At 69.4% G+C, this 18,609-nt stretch carries 16 protein-coding genes; 9 read left to right on the top strand and 7 right to left on the bottom strand.

All coding sequences use genetic code 11. The features are described 5' to 3' along the window. Nucleotides 1-107: 107 nt before the first annotated feature. Nucleotides 108-920 (bottom strand): SAM-dependent methyltransferase, encoded by an 813-nt coding sequence (locus AC07EJ_RS11365; RefSeq protein ID WP_478884103.1) that lies wholly within the window; start codon nt 918-920, stop codon nt 108-110. 155 nt (nt 921-1,075) lie between these two features. Here AC07EJ_RS11365 and AC07EJ_RS11360 point away from each other — a divergent pair, with 155 nt between their 5' ends. Beyond that, nucleotides 1,076-1,996 (top strand): GNAT family N-acetyltransferase, encoded by a 921-nt coding sequence (locus tag AC07EJ_RS11360; RefSeq protein WP_389476375.1) that lies wholly within the window; start codon nt 1,076-1,078, stop codon nt 1,994-1,996. Nucleotides 1,997-2,162: 166 nt separating this feature from the next. Continuing rightward, nucleotides 2,163-3,212 carry a metallophosphoesterase family protein gene (locus AC07EJ_RS11355; RefSeq protein ID WP_389476373.1) on the top strand — a complete coding sequence of 350 codons (1,050 nt, stop codon included), beginning with the start codon at nt 2,163-2,165 and terminating at the stop codon, nt 3,210-3,212. A 278-nt stretch (nt 3,213-3,490) separates the two neighbouring features. Here AC07EJ_RS11355 and AC07EJ_RS11350 read toward each other — a convergent pair whose 3' ends face one another. Beyond that, complete coding sequence (locus tag AC07EJ_RS11350; protein WP_389476371.1) at nt 3,491-4,255, bottom strand: crotonase/enoyl-CoA hydratase family protein; 765 nt, start codon at nt 4,253-4,255, stop codon at nt 3,491-3,493. A gap of 141 nt (nt 4,256-4,396) precedes the next feature. Between AC07EJ_RS11350 and AC07EJ_RS11345 the strand changes: the two genes are divergently transcribed. Continuing rightward, the gene (locus AC07EJ_RS11345; protein WP_389476932.1) at nt 4,397-6,274 is read left to right on the top strand and encodes an ABC transporter ATP-binding protein; all 1,878 of its coding nucleotides are present in this window, start codon (nt 4,397-4,399) and stop codon (nt 6,272-6,274) included. Nucleotides 6,275-6,354: 80 nt separating this feature from the next. On the opposite strand, the gene argG is transcribed toward AC07EJ_RS11345, so the two are convergent. Together argG and AC07EJ_RS11335 are read right to left on the bottom strand one after the other, a co-directional pair. Beyond that, the gene (argG, locus tag AC07EJ_RS11340; RefSeq protein ID WP_389489848.1) at nt 6,355-7,803 is read right to left on the bottom strand and encodes an argininosuccinate synthase; all 1,449 of its coding nucleotides are present in this window, start codon (nt 7,801-7,803) and stop codon (nt 6,355-6,357) included. A 124-nt stretch (nt 7,804-7,927) separates the two neighbouring features. Continuing rightward, nucleotides 7,928-8,512, bottom strand: a complete 585-nt coding sequence (locus AC07EJ_RS11335; protein ID WP_393581562.1) for a dihydrofolate reductase family protein — start codon at nt 8,510-8,512, stop codon at nt 7,928-7,930. Nucleotides 8,513-8,828: 316 nt separating this feature from the next. Here AC07EJ_RS11335 and AC07EJ_RS11330 point away from each other — a divergent pair, with 316 nt between their 5' ends. Then, nucleotides 8,829-10,070: an MFS transporter gene (locus AC07EJ_RS11330; protein WP_478884260.1), complete on the top strand. Its 1,242-nt coding sequence runs from the start codon at nt 8,829-8,831 to the stop codon at nt 10,068-10,070. Nucleotides 10,071-10,158: 88 nt separating this feature from the next. Here AC07EJ_RS11330 and AC07EJ_RS11325 read toward each other — a convergent pair whose 3' ends face one another. After that, nucleotides 10,159-12,876 carry a molybdopterin-dependent oxidoreductase gene (locus AC07EJ_RS11325; RefSeq protein WP_478884102.1) on the bottom strand — a complete coding sequence of 906 codons (2,718 nt, stop codon included), beginning with the start codon at nt 12,874-12,876 and terminating at the stop codon, nt 10,159-10,161. 6 nt (nt 12,877-12,882) lie between these two features. After that, nucleotides 12,883-13,701 (bottom strand): FAD binding domain-containing protein, encoded by an 819-nt coding sequence (locus tag AC07EJ_RS11320; RefSeq protein ID WP_389489840.1) that lies wholly within the window; start codon nt 13,699-13,701, stop codon nt 12,883-12,885. 154 nt (nt 13,702-13,855) lie between these two features. On the opposite strand from AC07EJ_RS11320, the gene AC07EJ_RS11315 reads away from it, so the two are divergent. Then, nucleotides 13,856-14,818: an antibiotic biosynthesis monooxygenase gene (locus tag AC07EJ_RS11315; protein ID WP_478884101.1), complete on the top strand. Its 963-nt coding sequence runs from the start codon at nt 13,856-13,858 to the stop codon at nt 14,816-14,818. A 277-nt stretch (nt 14,819-15,095) separates the two neighbouring features. On the opposite strand, the gene AC07EJ_RS11310 is transcribed toward AC07EJ_RS11315, so the two are convergent. Next, nucleotides 15,096-15,545: a hypothetical protein gene (locus AC07EJ_RS11310; protein WP_393581558.1), complete on the bottom strand. Its 450-nt coding sequence runs from the start codon at nt 15,543-15,545 to the stop codon at nt 15,096-15,098. A gap of 277 nt (nt 15,546-15,822) precedes the next feature. On the opposite strand from AC07EJ_RS11310, the gene AC07EJ_RS11305 reads away from it, so the two are divergent. From AC07EJ_RS11305 to AC07EJ_RS11290, 4 genes are all read left to right on the top strand, one after another. After that, a complete protein-coding gene (locus AC07EJ_RS11305) occupies nt 15,823-16,125 on the top strand; it encodes a WXG100 family type VII secretion target (RefSeq protein WP_389489833.1) in 303 nt (100 codons plus the stop codon). Nucleotides 16,126-16,215: 90 nt separating this feature from the next. Further along, nucleotides 16,216-16,509, top strand: coding sequence for a hypothetical protein (locus tag AC07EJ_RS11300; protein ID WP_389489831.1), 294 nt, complete (start codon nt 16,216-16,218; stop codon nt 16,507-16,509). A gap of 12 nt (nt 16,510-16,521) precedes the next feature. After that, entirely contained in the window at nt 16,522-17,160 is a 639-nt protein-coding gene (locus AC07EJ_RS11295; protein WP_393581557.1) for a hypothetical protein, read from the top strand. Between the two features lie 43 nt (nt 17,161-17,203). Beyond that, nucleotides 17,204-18,568, top strand: a complete 1,365-nt coding sequence (locus AC07EJ_RS11290; RefSeq protein WP_393581556.1) for a putative T7SS-secreted protein — start codon at nt 17,204-17,206, stop codon at nt 18,566-18,568. Nucleotides 18,569-18,609: the final 41 nt, after the last annotated feature.

Raw genomic sequence — 18,609 nt, 5'->3', positions numbered from 1 at the left:
CGTCATGGCGACGATATGGCGCACCTTGAATATAGTCAAGGTGACCATAAAGATTCGGGGGTGCGTCTGCGGGTTTTCGGGGGTGCGTCTGACGGTGCGTCTGAGGGCTACGGCTTGCGCGCCACCCCCGCGTACAGCGGCACCGGCGCGTCGTTCCTGACCTCGCCGACAGCGAGCTCCGGGTGCCAGTCCGGCAGCCACACGATCCCGGGGTCCAGCAGGTCGAGCCCCTCGAAGAAACGGGCCATCTCCTCGCGTGAGCGCGGTACGAGCGTCACCCCGCCCGCCGCGTACATCGCCACGGCCTCCCGTGTCCGCTCCGGATCGAAGTCGCCGGCGAGCTGCGACAGGACCAGATGGCTCCCCGGCGCCAGCGCGTCCACCAGGGTGCGTACGAGGTCGTAGGCGCCGTCCGCGTCCGGGATGAAATGGAGCAGCGCGATGAGCGACAGCGTCACCGGGCGGTCGAACTCCAGGATGTCCGCGGCGAGTTCAAGGATCTTCTCCGGCTCCCGCGCGTCCGCCGAGAGGTACTCGGTGCGCCCCTCCGCAGTGCCGCGCAGCAGCGCCCCCGCGTGGGCGAGCACGATGGGGTCGTTGTCCACGTACACGACACGGGCGTCCGGCGCGGCGGACTGGGCGATGCGGTGGAGGTTGGGCTCCGTGGGGATGCCGCTGCCGATGTCCAGGAACTGGCGCGCCCCGGCCGCCCCGGCGAGATGCCGTGTCGCGCGCTGCATGAACCAGCGATTGTGCTGAGCCGCGTATTTGGACTGCGGTTCGAGTGCCACGATCTGCCGGCCGAGCTCCTCGTCGACCGGGTAGTTGTCCTTGCCGCCAAGGAACCAGTCGTAGACCCGGGCGGGATGCGGCTTGCTGGTGTCGATCCGGTCGAAGGGCGGCGGCGTGTTCTCCCCCATGGTGCAACTCCCTTGCGAAGAAGAGCAGTTCGGTCAGGTGCCCGATCATCGTGCCTCAGTGGTCGCGGCGCAGGGAGGTGATCGGGAAGGATGGGCCCGGCACAGATCAAGGGCGGCGCCCGGCGGCGCGCCGCACAGGAACGGAAGAGGCGACGATGACGCGACCGGACCCCCACACCTCCGGCAACCACCCGACGGCCGGCACCCCCGAGGCGCCCGAGCGGCTCGACATCACCCGGGCCACGCTCGACGACTGGCCCGTCGTCACGGGCTGGGCGGCGGGCGAGGGCTGGAACCCCGGCCTCGCCGACAGCCGCAGCTTCTTCGCCCAGGACCCCGACGGCTTCTTCATCGGCCGGGTCGACGGCGAGCCCGTCTCCGCGATCTCCGTGGTCAACTACGGCGACGACTACGCCTTCCTCGGCTTCTACCTCGTACGCCCAGACCTGCGCGGCCGCGGCTACGGCATCGCCACCTGGAAGGCGGGCCTCGCGCACGCGGGCGGCAGGACCGTCGGCCTCGACGGCGTCCCCGCCCAGCAGGACAACTACCGCAAGTCCGGCTTCGGTCCGGAGCACACCACCGTCCGCTACGCGGGCGTCCCGCAGTCCCCGCGCCCGGCCGCCGACGGACCCGCACCCGGCGCCGTCATCCCCGTCGCCGAGGCGGGCGGCCTGAAGGCCATCGCCCTGTACGACAGTGCCTGCTACCCCGCGGAGCGGCCCCGTTTCCTCGCCTCCTGGCTCGCCGGTGACGGGCATCGCGCGCTCGCCCGCGTCGTCGACGGCCGCGTCACCGGCTACGGCGTCGTCCGCCCGGCCCGGGACGCGTTCCGCGTCGGCCCGCTGTTCGCGGACACCCCGCAGGATGCCCGCGCGCTGTTCGACGCCCTGCTCGCCGCTGTCGGCCGGGCGGCGGTCGCGGTGGACGTCCCCGAGTCGAACCCGGCCGCCGTGGCACTCGCCGAGGAGTACGGACTGACCCCCGGGTTCGCCACGGCCCGCATGTACACCGGCCCCGTCCGGCGGTTCGCCCAGGAGCGGATCTTCGGCATCACCACACTCGAACTGGGCTGAACGGGAACCCGCGCGCATGGGTCGCGGGTTATCTCGAAAAGGTAACTGGGCTAGACCATTCTTAAGGCTTCGGCCATCTCCGGTATGTCGCCAGGCCATCGCGATCCATGACGCTCGAGTCGACCAACCACCCGCACACGGGGGCAGTCGTTTTGGAGGAACACCGATGGATCGCAGATCGTTCATGGCCACGACGGGGCGCGCGACGCTCGCGGGCGGCGCGCTCGCCGCGACCGGCTCCCTGGTCTCCGCGCCCGCGGCCGCCGCAGCGCCTACCGCCGCTCCCGCCGCACAGGGCCACGGCGACGGCGGGACCGTGCGGTTCAACATCATCAGCGACATCCAGGGCGACCTGACCGACTTCGGCAAGGCGCTCGACGACCTGCACTCGGTCAACCCCCACAGCGCGGGCCTCGGCATCGCCGGCGACATCACCCCGCGCGGCTACGACTTCGAGTACGCGGCCGTCCGTCAGACCCTGGACAAGCACCCGCACCCCAAGAGCGTGGCGTGGGCGATCGGCAACCACGAGTTCTACGTGCCGAAGTACAGCGACCCGAACACCCTCGCCCAGGCCACCTGGCCCAACGGCACCACCGAGGACTCCCTCTTCCGGAGCTTCTACAACTTCGCGGAGCGGGGCAAGGTCTACTCGGAGACCTCGTTCGGCGGCGTGCCCGTCCTCAGCCTCGGTACCGAGCGCTACTCCCACTACCACGACGCGAAGCTGTGGGACGAGGTGTGGATCAGCGACGAGCAGTTCGCCTGGCTCGAGGACCGGCTCGCGTACTGGGCGCGCCGCCGCCGTCCCGTCATGGTCCTGACCCACCACCCGCTGCCCAACACCGTGTCTGGCACGCACAACAAGCTCTACCTGAGCGACTACCTCCAGCCCGACCGGCTCCTGTCGATCCTGGGCCGCTACAAGGACGTGTTCCTGTTCTCCGGGCACACCCACTGGGACCTCAACCTGTCCGACTGGGTGGTGCGCCGCGTCGTGCCCGGCACCGGCAACCTCGAAGGGTTCACCGTCGTCAACACCGCCGCCGTACAGGTCGGTTGGATGGACGACGGCAAGGGCGGCGAGGTGTCGCTCGGCGGCGCCTTCAACCAGGGCCTCCAGGTCGAGGTGGGCCCCCGCTCGGTCGTCATCAAGGCACGTGACTTCACCACCGGCACCTGGCTGAAGCAGCTCACGGTCCCGCTGCACACCTAGGGCCTCTCGTTTGGATCATGCATGCCGGGCTCGCGGGGCCTGGTGCCGCACCTCGCGGCGTTGTCGTTACTCGCCGACTCCCCCAAGCTCTCGGCTTCGCTCGAGCAGGGGGACCCCCATCGCGTCGACTCCCTCCTCCGCCTTGCGATGCACGCTCCCCCAAGCTCTCGACTGCGCTCGAGCAGAGGGCACCCCCATGCCCCCGCTCCCTGATCCGGCCTGATCCAAACGAAAGACCCTAGGCCTGACCGTTCGCCGGGGGTGGGCGCGGCACCGGGTCACCTGTCGGTGAACGACCCGTGCCGCCCCGCCCCTGACGCGAACCGCGCGGCCCCCTTCAGGCTCTCCTCCAACACGGCTGTCCCGTACCGCAGTTCAGCCGCCATGGCCGCCTCCTCGCCCTGCCCCGCCTGGTCGAGTACGGAGGCGCGGTCGCCGCGCATGCAGGCCTGGGGGAAGCCCGCGAGCTGCGCCGCGAGCTCCTCCGCCTCGGCGCGCGCCCGGCCGGGCGGCACGACCCGGTTGGCGAGCCCCATTGCGTACGCCTCCGGGGCGAGCACCGGGCGGCCCGTCAGGATCAGGTCCATGGCGCGGCTCTCGCCGATGAGCCGCGGCAGCCGCACCGTGCCGCCGTCGATGAGGGGCACGCCCCAGCGCCGGCAGAACACCCCGAAGACGGCGTCCTCCTCGGCCACCCGCAGATCGCACCAGAGCGCCAGCTCAAGGCCGCCGGCCACCGCGTGCCCGCTCACCGCGGCGATCACCGGCTTGGACAGCCGCAGCCGGGTCGGGCCCATCGGGCCGTCACCCTCCTCGGTGACCCGGTTCCCGCGCTCCGTGCCGATGGCCTTGAGGTCGGCGCCCGCGCAGAACGTGCCTCCCTCGCCCCAGAGCACGGCGACGCGAGCGGATTCGTCGGCGTCGAACTCCTTGAAGGCGGAGGCCAGTTCGGCGGCCGTGGACCCGTCGACCGCATTGCGGACCTCGGGGCGGGACAGTACGACCGTGGTGACGTGACCTCGGCGTTCGACGCGGACCGACATCCGGACCCTCCTGAGTGATCATCGCTGAGTGATGCCCAGCGTGGCACGTCGACCGCGCCCCTCCCAGATGTCCTCCACCGTGAATCAAGCATCCGCGTTGACCTAAAGCTTGCTTGAGGTCTTACCGTCTACTCCATGAGCATGGAGACCACGGCGTGGACGCAGCTGCACAGCGTCATGAACGCCCAGCAGGACACCCGACCTTTCGCCCGCGCCACCCTCAGCCGCATCGCCGCCTTCGCGCGTCCGCACCGGCGCCGGATCACCCAGTTCGTCGTCCTGAGCGTGGTCACCGCACTGACCGCCGTGGCGACCCCCCTGCTCGCGGGGCACGTAGTCGACGCCATCGTCGTCGGCAAGCACGAGGGCACCGTCATCCGCCTCGCCCTCCTCATCGCCGTGATCGCGCTCGCGGAGGCGGGCCTCGGCCTCGTCGCCCGCTGGCTCTCGGCCAATCTCGGCGAGGGCCTGATCCTCGACCTGCGCACGGCCGTCTTCGACCACGTGCAGCGCATGCCCGTCGCCTTCTTCACCCGGACGCGCACCGGCGCCCTGGTCAGCCGCCTCAACAACGATGTGATCGGCGCGCAGAGAGCGTTCAGCAACACGCTCTCCGGCGTGGTCGGCAACGTCGTGACCCTGCTCCTCACCCTCGCCGTCATGCTCACGCTCTCCTGGCAGATCACGCTCCTCGCCCTGGTGCTCCTGCCGGTGTTCGTGGTGCCCGCGCGGCGCATGGGTACACGGATGGCCCGCCTCCAGCGCGAGGCGGCCGCGCACAACGCGGCCATGGGAACCCGGATGACCGAGCGGTTCTCGGCGCCCGGCGCCACGCTGATCAAGCTGTTCGGCCGGCCCGGCGACGAGTCCGCCGAGTTCGCCGCCCGCGCCCGCCGCGTACGGGACATCGGCGTACGTACGGCCATGGCGCAGTCCGCGTTCATCACCGCGCTCACCCTCGTCTCGGCCCTCGCCCTCGCGCTCGTCTACGGCCTGGGCGGCTACTTCGCCATCGAGGGCACCCTCGAAGCGGGCACCGTCGTCACCCTCGCCCTGCTCCTCACCCGCCTCTACGCGCCGCTGACCTCCCTGGCCGGGGCACGCGTCGAGGTCATGAGCGCGCTCGTCAGCTTCGAGCGCGTCTTCGAGGTCCTCGACCTGAAGCCGCTGATCGACGAGAAGCCGGACGCCCGTGAGGTGCCCGAGGGCCCGGTCGCCGTGGAGTTCGACGACGTCCGCTTCGGCTACCCGTCCGCCGACAAGGTCTCCCTCGCCTCCCTCGAAGAGGTCGCCTCGCTCGACACCCGCGGGGGCGCCGAGGTCCTGCACGGCATCTCGTTCCGCGCCGAACCCGGCCAGACCGTCGCCCTCGTCGGAACCTCCGGCGCGGGCAAGTCGACCGTCGCCCAGCTCATGCCGCGTCTCTACGACACCGACGAGGGCGCCGTGCGCATCGGCGGGGTCGACGTCCGCGACCTGACCGCTGTCTCCCTGCGCGAGACCCTCGGCATGGTCACCCAGGACGGCCACCTCTTCCACGACACCGTCCGCGCCAACCTCCTGCTGGCCAGGCCCGGAGCGAGCGAGGAGGACCTGTGGGACGTGCTGCGCCGCTCCCGCCTGGAAGCCCTGGTCCGGTCCCTGCCCGACGGCCTCGACACCGTCGTCGGCGAGCGCGGCTACCGCCTCTCCGGCGGCGAACGCCAGCGCATGACGATCGCCCGCCTCCTCCTCGCCCGCCAGCGCGTCGTCATCCTCGACGAGGCGACCGCCCACCTGGACAACACGTCCGAGGCGGCCGTCCAGGAAGCGCTCGCGGAGGCACTCGAAGGCCGTACCGCCGTCGTGATCGCCCACCGCCTGTCCACGATCAGGTCCGCCGACCAGATCCTGGTGGTCGAGGACGGCCACATCGTGGAACGCGGCACCCACGAGACGCTCCTCGCCGAGGAGGGCCGGTACGCGGAGCTGTACCGGACGCAGTTCGCGAACCCGACGGACGTGGTGGAAGCCGCGTAGCCGCCTGGGCAGAAGCGAAGAGGAGGAGGGGGTGGCCACTGCGGCCACCCCCTCCTCCTCTTCGCTTCTGCCCGTCGGGGCTAGTCCGTGCCGGACTCCATCGCGGCGCGGTCCAGGAGCTCGTCGTCCTCGGAGACCTCGCCACGGGAGGCGATGACCTCGGCGCCACCCTCCGGCATCGCGCCGATCAGGCCCGTCGCCGCCGCCTGCGCGGCGCCGATCAGCTCGGGGTGCGTCGTGCCGACGATGCCGAGGCCCGCGTACTGCTCGAGCCGGGCGCGCGAGTCGGCGATGTCGAGGTTGCGCATGGTGAGCTGGCCGATCCGGTCCACCGGGCCGAACGCCGAGTCCTCGGTGCGCTCCATCGACAGCTTGTCCGGGTGGTAGCTGAACGCCGGGCCCGTGGTGTTGAGGATCGAGTAGTCCTCACCGCGCCGGAGCCGCAGCGTCACCTCGCCGGTGACCGCCGAGCCGACCCAGCGCTGCAGCGACTCGCGGACCATCAGCGCCTGCGGGTCCAGCCAGCGGCCCTCGTACATGAGCCGCCCGAGGCGCCGGCCCTCGTTGTGGTACTGAGCGAGGGTGTCCTCGTTGTGGATCGCGTTCACGAGACGCTCGTACGCGGCGTGCAGCAGCGCCATGCCCGGGGCCTCGTAGATGCCGCGGCTCTTCGCCTCGATGATCCGGTTCTCGATCTGGTCCGACATGCCCATGCCGTGGCGGCCGCCGATCGCGTTCGCCTCCATGACCAGGTCGACCGCGGAGGCGAAGGCCTTGCCGTTGATCGTGACCGGGCGGCCCTGGTCGAAGCCGATCGTCACGTCCTCGGCGGCGATCTCCACCGACGGGTCCCAGAACCGCACGCCCATGATCGGCTGGACGGTCTCCACGCCGGTGTCGAGGTGCTCCAGCGTCTTGGCCTCGTGCGTGGCGCCCCAGATGTTGGCGTCGGTCGAGTACGCCTTCTCGGTGCTGTCGCGGTACGGCAGGTCATGGGCGACCAGCCACTCCGACATCTCCTTGCGGCCGCCCAGCTCCGTCACGAAGTCGGCGTCGAGCCACGGCTTGTAAATGCGCAGGTGCGGGTTGGCCAGCAGGCCGTAACGGTAGAACCGCTCGATGTCGTTGCCCTTGAACGTCGAGCCGTCGCCCCAGATCTGGACGTTGTCCTCGAGCATCGCCCGGACCAGCAGGGTGCCAGTGACGGCACGGCCCAGCGGCGTCGTGTTGAAGTAGGCACGGCCGCCCGAGCGGATGTGGAACGCGCCGCACGCGAGCGCGGCCAGGCCCTCCTCCACCAGTGCCGCACGGCAGTCGACCAGGCGCGCGATCTCGGCACCGTAGGCCTTGGCGCGGCCGGGCACCGACGCGATGTCGGGCTCGTCGTACTGGCCGATGTCGGCGGTGTAGGTGCACGGGACGGCACCCTTGTCGCGCATCCACGCGACCGCGACGGAGGTGTCGAGGCCGCCCGAGAAGGCGATGCCGACGCGCTCGCCGGCGGGCAGGGAGGTAAGAACCTTAGACATGGGAAGAGTATGCATCCTAGAGAATGATTATGCAAAGGGGGGGGGTGTCCCTTTGTGACGCCTCCCTCATCGTGATCGCGGAGGAGGTGCGCCGCACCACGGGGCCCGCGACGAACCGCCCTCCCTATCCCTGGGAGTCCCGGACGATCTCGTAGGTGAGCGCCGCGAGGCCGTCGCCGACGGTACGGGTGTCCAGGAGGCTCAGAGACAGCTCGTCGCCGGTCTCACCGAAGAGACGCTCACCGGCTCCGAGCACAACCGGGTGGACGATCAGCCGCAGCTCGTCGGCCAGGCCGTGCGCGAGCAGCGTGCGCACCAGCCGGCGGCTGGCATAGACGACGATGTCCCCGGCCAGCTCCTGCTTCAGCTTCGAGACCGCGGCGACCACCTCGCCGTCGAGGACCGTCGAGTTGTTCCACTCGGGGTCGACGAGGGTCGAGGACACGACGTACTTGGGCAGGGTGTTCAGCCGCTCCGCCCACGCGCCGCTCCGGGACGGCCACCGCGCCGCGAACCACTCGTAGCTCCGCCGGCCGAGCAGCAGCGCCTGAGTGCCGAGCGCCTCGTCGAACTCGACCTTGGTCCACTCCAGCCGGTCCCTGTCCGCCATCCGGTCGAACCAGCCACCGTGCGAGAACCCCTCCTCGCCGGTCGGGTCCTGGACGACTCCGTCGAGCGAGACGTTCTCGCTGATGACGATTTTTCCCATGTCGGTCTCCTTCGGTACGGGCTAGTGTCGGGGCGGCGAGTGACCCTGCGAGGAGTGAGAGATGCCCGGTCGTACGAGCACGCTGTGACGCCTGAGGCCGTGACCGGCCCGTCATCGCGTGCTGCCCTTGTCGCGTGGCACAGCGAGCCCTCTCCTGCCTGAACCGCCGGTGCGCCTTCTGCTTGACCGGCGGCGGGCCTCGTCGTCTGCACCGCAAGGGATCCCAGTGCCCTCCGCGTCCTCTGCTTCCGCTGCGTCCTCTGATTCCTCCGCTTCCTCCGCCGGATCCGCTTCCGGCCGACCTGCTTCCCCAAGCCTGTGGCGGGACCGCGACTTCCGCCGACTCTGGGTGGGCCAGACGGTCTCCCAACTCGGCGAGCACACAACTCTGGTGGTACTGCCGCTCTGCGCCGTCCTGACACTCGACGCCGACGCCGGTGAGCTGGGTGTCCTGCGCGCGGTGGGGCAGGCGCCGATCCTGTTGCTCTCGCTCCTCGCCGGCGCGTGGGTGGACCGGTGGCGGACCCGCACAGTGATGGTGCGGGCGGACATGGGCCGGGCGCTGGCCCTGGGCGCCGCCGCCGCGGCGGGGCTCCTCGGCGCGCTCGGCCTGCCCGCGCTGCTCGTGACCGCCTTCGCCGTCGGCGCCCTCTCCGTGTTCTTCGACGTGGCCTACCAGGCGTCTCTCGTACGGCTGGTGAAACGCGACCAGCTGGTGCGGGGCAACAGCGCGCTGGAGGGCAGCCGCTCAGCCGCCCAGATCGCGGGCCCCGCACTCGGCGGCGTGCTGGTCTCCCTCCTGACGGCGCCGATCGCCGCCGCGTCCTGCGCGCTGCTCTTCGCGCTGTCGTTGCTGTCGATACGGCGGATGCGCCGCCGCGAGTCGATCCCGAAGGTCTCGCCACGTCCCCCGCGGGTGCGGCGGCGGATCCTTACGGGCCTCCGCTTCGTCGCCGGCGACTCCGCCCTGCGGGCCGTGTGCCTGGCCTCAGCCGCTTTCCAGTTCTCGCTGGCGGCCATGATGACCGTCTATCTGCTCTTCCTGCCGAGGGAACTGCACCTGTCCGGCCCCGAGGTCGGCCTCGCGCTCGCGGCCACGGGACCGGGCGCACTCCTGGGCTCGCTGCTGGCCGCCCGCCTGCCGGGCCGCTTCGGTCACGGCGTGGTGCTCGTCGCCGCCGCGGCACTCGGCGACGGCGCGTTCCTGGTCGTGCCCGCGCTGCACGGCTCCACCGCGGCGACGGTTCTCGCCCTCGTCGCGGTCAGTCTCGTTTTCGGGACCTTCGGGCAACTGGTGAACGTCACGGTGATGGGCGTACGGCAGGCCCTCACCCCGTACGGGATGCAGGGCCGCGTGGCTGCGACGATCACGTTCGCCGGCATGGGGCTGACCCCGGTCGGCTCGCTGCTCGGCGGTTTCCTCGCGGACCTGTGGGGCCTGCGCGTCAGCCTCGCGGTGACGGCGGCGGGGATGCTGCTGTCCCCGTCGCTGATGGCGCTGTCCCCGCTGGCAAGCCTGGGACGGACGCTTCCGGCCCGCGGGGACCTCATGGACTGATGCGGCCGCCCGGTTCCCTACTGACTGATGTGGCCGCCAGGTTCCCTACGGGCGGGTGCTGACCCCGAATCCTCGATGCGGGCGGGCCTCAGGCGGTCCGTATCGACCGGTTGTCCCTGAGCCGGTGGTAGATGCGTTCCGGAGTCAGGGGCAGCGCGCGGTAGCGGACGCCCGTGGCGTCGTGGAGCGCGTTCGCCAGCGCGGGAGCCACCGGGTTGATGCAGCATTCCGCCATCCCCTTCGACCCCATGGGCCCGAAGGAATCCGCCGAACTCACCAGGAGCAGTTCGGTCCGGGGGATGTCGGCGAAGGTGGGGATGCGGTAGTTGCGCAGGTTCGGGTTGACCATGGCTCCGCCCGCGTCGAGCTGATGGTTCTCGGTGAGGGTGAAGCCGATGCCCTGCGCGACCCCGCCTTCCACCTGACCCCGGACCTGCGCGGGGTTGACGACGACGGCCGCGTCCGTGGCGTGAACGCTGTAGAGGATGCGGATCTCGCCCGTCACCTGATGGACGGCGATCTTGAATCCCTGCGTGTTGGACACGACGCTTCGGGGCGATCCGTAGGCCTTGCGCGCGGCGGTGAACCGTATTCCGCGCGCCCGGGCCAGCGCGACGAGTCCGGCCAGCGGCACGTGCTGGTCCCCGCAGACGACTTCCCCGTCGCCCATCGAGCACATGACCACGTGGACACCCGTGTGCGCGGCGGCGAATTCCAGGATGCGGTCGCGCACGGCGTTGGCCGCTCGGAGCACGGCGTTGCCCGCCACGAAGAGGCCCGCGCTCGCGAAGGCGCCGGTGTCGAATCCCGTGCGGTCCGTGTCCGACTGCACCAGGCGAATGCGTGAGGGCGTCGTACCCAGCTGGTTGGCCGCGATCTGGACGTGCGCGGTCGACGTGCCTTCGCCGAACTCGACGGTACCGACGGCCAGTTCGTACACGAGGTCGTCGCCGAGCGTGACCCATGCCTCGGAGACGTGCTCGGTCGGCGGCGCGGTCTCGTGCAGGGAACTCGCGACCCCGGACCCCACGAGCCAGCCGGCGCCGGGCGGCGGCTCGTCGACCGCACGGGCCATGGCGTGCTCCACGAGATCGATGCACTTGCCGAGCCCGTCCTCGTTGAACACCACGTCGTCGGGGCCGTCGTGCGTGGCGACGAGCGGCTCGCCCGGCCGCACGATGTTGCGCCGTCGCAGTTCGAGCGGGTCGAGGTGCAGGGCGCGGGCCAGTTCGTCCATCGCCGATTCCACGGCGAACGCCGGCTGCGTCATCCCGTATCCGCGCAGCGCCCCGCTCGGAACGGTGTTCGTGTAGACGGAGAACCCGTCGTACTTCTTGTTGGGGCAGCGATAGATCATGACGGCCGCGCCGCCCGCGTACAGGGTCTCGCCACCGTGATTGCCGTAGGCGCCCGTGTTCGACACATTGCGGACCTGGAACGCCGTCAGCGTGCCGTCCGCCTTGGCGCCGAGCTTCACCGTCAGCGTCATCGGATGCCGCGGCGAAGCCGTGGTGAACTCCTCCTCGCGGGTGTACTCGAAGCAGACGGGCCGCCCGGTGTCCAGGGCGGCGAGCGCGGCCAGATCCTCCGAGATCACCTCCTGCTTGCCGCCGAAGCCGCCACCCACCCGTTTGCAGAACACCCGGAGCTGGTCCGGGCGCAGTGCGAAGAGATGGGCGAGCTTGACCTTCGCGATCGACGGCGACTGCGAACTGGTCCGCACGTTCAACCGGCCGTTCTCGACCCAGGCGATGGAGCCGTGGGTCTCGAGGTGCGCGTGCTGCACCCGGGGCGACGAGTACGTTCCTTCATGGATCACGTCCGCCTCGGCGAACCCCGCGTCGACATCGCCGACATGGGAATGGATCTCGAGCAAGGTGTTGTGGACGGCATCGCGGACGAACGGGTCGTCCGTACAGTGCAGTTGTGGAGCACCGTCGGCCATCGCGGCCTCGGGGTCGAACACCGCCGGCAGCTCCTCGTACTCCACGTCGACCCTGCGGCAGCCCTCCTCCGCCGCGCCCACCGTGTCGGCCACGACCGCGGCGACGCGCTGGCCGACGAAGCGGACCGTGTCGTCGAGGATGTACGTGTCGTCCGGGTCGACGAGGTGGTCCGTGTGGATCGCCGTGGAGTACCGCCTGCGCGGCACGTCCTGCCAGGTGTAGACCCGATGCACGCCGGGCACCGCCAGCGCGGCGGTCTTGTCGATCGACACGATCCGGGAGTGCGCGTGCGGCGAGTGCACGACCTTGAGGTGCAGCAGGCCTTCGATGTCGGTGTCCATCGTGAACTCGGCGCGCCCGGTGACCACTTCGGCGCCCGCCGGTGCGCCGACGCTCGTCCCGACGGCCCTTCCCGGCGCGGCCGTCTCGACTCCTACGACGCCGTTCACGGCGTCCTCGATGGCCCGATAGCCGGTGCAGCGGCAGAGGTTGCCCTTGAGCGCGCGAGGCAGGTCCGCCTTCTGCGCCTCGGTGAAGGTGGCCGACGTCATGATCATCCCTGGGGTGCAGAAACCGCACTGGAACCCCGGGGCATCGTGGAACTGCCGCTGCATCGGATGCAGTTGACCGGGCGATCCGAGCCCCTCGATCGTGGTCACCTCATGGCCCTCCGCGCGGAATGCGGGGGTGATGCAGCTGTGCACCGGACTGCCGTCCAGCCACACCGTGCACGCGCCGCAATCGCCCGCGTCGCACCCCTTCTTGACGCCGTGATGGCCGAGCGACCGCAGGAAAGTCCGCAGACACTGACCGGGGCCCGGCTCTTTGTCGAAACTCTTGCCGTTCACGATGTACGTCATGGCCCGTCACCGGCCCCACAGTTCGCGACGGATCTCTTCGGCGAAGTGCTTCGTCAGATGGCGACGGTGATCGGGGGTCCCATTGGGGTCCGCGAACCAGAGACCGGCGGGGACGGCTTCGATGCTCTGCCGCAGAGTCGAGGCATCCGGCAGGGTGTCGAAGGCAAGGCGCAGGGGCCGTGCGGTCCCGGCGGTGAGGGTGAGCAACAGGTCGCTCGTGCCTGGAGTTCGAGTGCCGACGACGAAGACCGTGGAACGGCCGAGACGGGTCAGTGCGAAACGGCGGTGCGCGGTGCGTTTCCTCAGGGCGTGGGCCGGAATGTCGATGCGCCGCAGAATCTCCCCGGGGCCGAGAGTGTTCAGATGGTCGCCCGTCACGAAGTCGAGGGCATCGACGGTGCGCGTGGACCCGTCGGGAGCCCACAGCTCGTACTGCGCCTCCAGCGCTACCGTCAGCGTGATCATGGGGCCGGCCGGCAAGGACAGACAGATGTTGCCGCCCACGGTCGCCGCATTCCACACCTTGAACGAGGACAAGAAGGCCTCGCAGCTTTTCGCGAGAAGACTGCCGGCGATCCAGTCATCCGGAAAGGCAAAGGAATGCAGATCGTGAATGGTGCACGTGGCACCGATTTCGAGGCCGGCGCGGCTCGGAACGAGCGGATCCCAGCGCAACGCCGTCAGGTCGACCAGCCGGCGCAGGCTCGGCTGCTCCACGGAGAACAGCCACGTACCACCCGCGAGCCACGCGTCGCCGTCGCGCCAGTCCGCGCCGGGCGGATCGAGCGGGTGCCGGACGACTTCCGTGACGGTGTTGAGGTCCATGGAGGCTGATCTCTCGCGCGATATTTCGTGCGGCGAATATTCCCCGAGCGTTCCGAGTCCTGTGGATTCGAGTGTCCTGTGAATTCTGGCTTCTATGTATTCTGCTCTGTGATTCGAGTGTCGCAGGAATTCCCTGTGAACTAGACTACGCCGTATGGGTATCCGTGCAAGCGGCAGTGCGACCGTGGTGACCTCCCAGAGGGTGCGGGAAGGGTTCGACGAGGAGTACGACCGCTGGCAGGGGAAGGTGAACCGGGTCGTTCGGGGCTTCGACGGATTCAAGGGCACGGAGACCTATCCCCCCGGATCCGGCGAGGAACGCGAATGGATCGTGGTGTTCCGCTTCGCCGGCACGGACCAGCTCACCGCGTGGCTGGACTCGACCGCCCGCCAGGAACTACTGGCCGAGGGCCGTCGGCTGCTGGACGGCGCCCCGACGCAGGAGGTTCTCGCCGGCGGCCACATCGACGAGCCCGACCGGGAGGGGGCCACGGCCGTCATCTCGCACGTCGTGCGGCCGGGCAGGGAAGAGGAATTCGAGCACTGGCAGGAAAAGGTTCTGAAAGAGCAGGAGAAATTCCCTGGCTTCATGGGGACGGAATTCTTCCGGCCCGTTGAGGGAATCCAGGAGAATTGGGTGGTCGTCTTCCGGTACGACACCCATGAACATCTCGATGCCTGGCTGGAGTCCAGCAGAAGGGAGCACCTCCTCAGGAAAGGGCGGGACTATTTCGCGTCCTACGACGTCCGCAAGGTGGGGACGGCGTTCAGCGGCTGGTTCCGGTTCGGTTCGGGCGAGGGTGAGGAGGCCCCGCCCAACTGGAAACAGGCCATGACCGTCGTGCTGGCGCTCTATCCCACCGTCATGGTCCTGAATCTGACCGTGGGTCATGAATTCGAAGTCCTGGGCGTCCCCGTATACCTCGGCCTCTTCTTCGGCAACGTACTGAGTGTCAGCATTCTGACCTGGCTGCTCATGCCTCTCGTGAACCGCGCCCTGGCCTTCTGGCTACGGTCCGGCCGGCCCCGCACCGTACGAGTCGACGTGGCGGGCGCGGCGCTCGTGGCGCTGTGCTGGGCGCTCACCGTCCTCATCTTCGCCCTGACCACGGGCTGACCTGGGAAAGACGGGCCGACCTAGGAAACACGTCCCGGGCACGCGATCGTTGGGCCGTCTGGGATCCGCCCTTGACCTGCTGTAACGCAGCCGTCTACGTCTCCCGTCCGGCTGTCGTGGCCATGGTGATCGCCCAGGCGGCGCAGGGGCTCAACGGTCAGGCGTAGCTCCCATCCGTGACCGCCAAGACCATCAACTGACCACCTCTGCCACAACAGCCCCGGCCGCCGTCACGACGACGGCCGGGGCACTTCACGTGGCTATGAGGAGGAACGCGCTATTCGGACCGGCGACGGACCGAGGAAAGCAGGCGGCGCATGCCGACCGCGTGTCCGCCCGTTCCGATGACGAGCCGTCGGTAGAGACCACCGGCCAGGCCCGGGAACGTCGCCCGGCTTTCGGCGGTCAGCCGTGACCGGTCCGGGGCGACGTGCTCGATGCGGAAGGTCAAGGCGTAGGTCGAGAAGCGATGACTGCCTCGGAGGACCAGCTCGCGTCGCGGGACCGCGGAGACCACCCGGAAACCGGGCAGCGTCGAACCCTCGGTGAGGGGCCGTGGCCCGGATTCCCTGCGGTCGGCGGAACCGATCAGCCGCGCGTAGCCGGCCATGCCGAATGGGGAGAACGCTCCGTCCAAGGCTTCACTCAGACCGCGCCAGACGTCGTCGGCCCCCGCCGCGACAACGATCGCGTGCTCATCCACCAACGGCAGCGCAGCGATCTCCATCAAGGCCCTCTCTCAGAGGCGGACTGCTCTTCCGAATCTTCCGAAGCCTGTCGATCAGCAACTCCGTCATCGCCTCCACCGGCAGCACAGAAGCCAGATGGCAGATGCAGGAGGCAGATGGCAGATGGCAGATGGCGCCACAGGGCCAGTACAGCACGGCTCTCACTTCGTGACCTGGCCCTCTGCGTCCCGTGAACCCTTTTCGACGAAGGCGCGTAGGAACGCGTGCGGCGGCGCGGACGTCCGCCGCGCTCCCGGTACGGCGAAAGGAACAGCAATGGCGGGCACCGGAAACATCAAGGTCTCTCCCGATGAAATGCGGGAGGCGGCGACCTGGATGGACAACCAGCGGCAGCGCATGCAGGACGCCATCAGGGAAGCGAAGAACAAGATCGACCACGTCGTCGACAACTCTTATGACACGCCGCAGTCGAAGGCCAAGTTCCAGCCCATGTGGGACAACTACCAAAAGCAGCTGGAGCAGGGCGTCGACGAGATGCAGCAGATCGGCGACTACCTGAAGAAGACCGCCGACGCCTTCGTCAGCACCGACGACCAGACCGGCGGCGGGATCGGCTGACGCCGTACTTACCGGCCGGGCCCCGGTCTCCCTTGGAGGGGAGCCGGGTCCCGGCCGGACCGGCGCAGGGCCGACCAGGAGAGGGACGACATGTCATCCCCGATCGAAATCCCTATCGACGAGCTGAAGAACGTCATCAAGCTGCTCGACGACATCAAGTCCCGTATCGCGGACAAGACCGGCCTCGAACGGGTCGGTGTCGAGAGCGACGTGGGCGACCCCAAGCTGATCGACGCCGTGAGCGGCTTCGACGACGCCTGGAAGGGCGGGCACGAGCGCGTCCAGGACAACGTGGACGAGTTCCAGAAGGCCAACCAAGGAATCATCGACAACTTCGAGCAGACGGACCGTGAGACCACGGACGCGCTCGACGGCGACAACTAGGGAGCGAGTGTCATGGCTCAGACGGTCGACGCGACATCCACCGTGACGGCTCCCCGGCAATTCACCCTGAGTTACCCGCAGACCTGGTGGAAGCTCGATCTCGACGCACAGACCAGGGACGCGTCCATCCGTCGCGTCGTCGAGGCCCAGGTGCAGGGCGACGACATCGACCGCGAACTGCTCGACGCGCTGATCCGCAGCACGCGGACCACCGCACGCGAGGCACACGCGCAGGGCGCCCTGCAGGTGGCGGGAATGATCCAATTCACCGACGCCGGGGCGGTGTTGAGCGCGACGACACTCGTGATGCGGGTGACGCCCCCCGAGGACAGCTCCGCCGACCTCGCCGAACTGCTCATCCCGGTGGCCCTGAAGAACGCCGACAACCCGATGGGCCGGGGCACCCGGGCCAACCGGGTGGAGATGATCCAGATCGACGAGATCGGCCCCGCGGGACGCGCCACCGCGATCGAGGACATCGACTACTGGGGGCGCGGCACCGTCCGCACGGCGACGATGCACACCATCGTGCCGGTGCCGCACAGCCGCGACTTCCTGGTCGTCTCCAGCCTGACCCCCAACCTGAGCCTGACGGAGGCGTTCTTCGACCTGTTCGACGCCGTCGCCGGCACGCTCCGGTTCCTGCCCTGACGATCCCTGACCATCCTGAGCAACGGAAAGTGAGGTCGGCGCGATGGCACGCCCCGACGTGGCCGAATGGGCGGTGCTCGGCCTCTCCGAGGACCCGACACCGGGCGAACCCGAGATCCTCAAGGAACTCGCCAAGGACTACCGGACGGTGTCCGACGACGCCCATGACGCCTTCGACACCTTCGACCGCATCAAGAACCAGGACCTGGGCAAGGGCAAGTCGATGGAGGCCCTCAAGAAGGTCCTCGAGGAACTGCCCAACCAGGTGGCCGCCCTGCGGGACTCGTACGACATCGCGGCCAAGGCCATCGACGCGTACACGCCCCAGCTGTCGAGTCATCAGGACAAGGCGGCGCAGGCCCTCAGGGACGGTCAGGCAGCGCGGGTCAGCCTCGACTCGGCGATCGCGACCGCCACCGCGGCGGCGCTCCAGGTGACCACCCTGGACAACGCCCCGCCACCGCCCGACAACGACGACGCCCGGCGTTCCGCGCGCGAGGCGATGGACAAGGCCAGGGACGCCCGCTCCCAGGCCGACAACGCCGTGAACCTGGCGCAGAGCGAGCTCGATGCCGCGAAGAACCTGGCCCTGGAGGCCCAGGGGCTGCGTGAGCAGGACGCCTCCGTCGCCGCGACCTCGATGGGCGACGCCCAGGACAAGGCCGTCAAGAAGAAGAACTTCTGGGACAAGCTCTGGGACACCATCGGTTCGATCTTCGGCATCATCAGCGCCGTGCTCGGCGTGATCGCCTTCTTCATCCCGGGACTCGGTGCGGTCGGCCTCGTCCTGGGCGCCGTCAGCCTGGTCCTCGGTCTGGTGCCGCTAGGTATCAATATCGCCAGAGGCGTGGTCACCGGGGACTGGGACATCGCGGGGATCGTGCTCGGTGTCGCCGGCGCCGCGTTCGGCGGGTTCGCCGTGGTCAAGGGAATCGCGGCGGGCTGGGGCGGTATCGGCAAAGGCGTGTTGAACAACTTCAAGGGCATCAAGGGCGGCCCGGTGCCGCCGCCGCGCGGCGGCGGTGGGGATATTCCGCTGCGCAACCTGCCGCCCGTACCGCCGCCCCGTTCGGTCCCGAACTACTCCAGGCCGTTCGGACCGGGCAACATGCCGCCGCCCCGTCCGGTCCCGAACTACTCCAGGCCCTTCGGGCCCGGAAACATGCCGCCAACACCGCTGCCGCGTCCTGTCCCGCCGGCACCGCTCCCGAACAACCCGAGCGCGATCACCCAGTATTTCCAGGACATCAAGAACAACGTCTGGGGCTGGGACAAGGTCCCCGGCAACATCGGCACCAGCACCGCCTTCGGCGGCACCATCTACGCGCCGGGTGCGACGGACGGTGCGTGGAGCAGCATCGTGCACACCAAGCCGCTGGTGGGCAACACGAACGACGACGGCACCTGACCACCGGTCCACCGCACGGCATGCGAGAAGGGCTCCCGCGC

This window comes from Streptomyces sp. NPDC045026 (genome assembly GCF_056432625.1).
The sequence above is the reverse complement of the archived record's forward strand: the minus strand, read 5'-3'. Positions and strand labels throughout refer to the sequence as shown.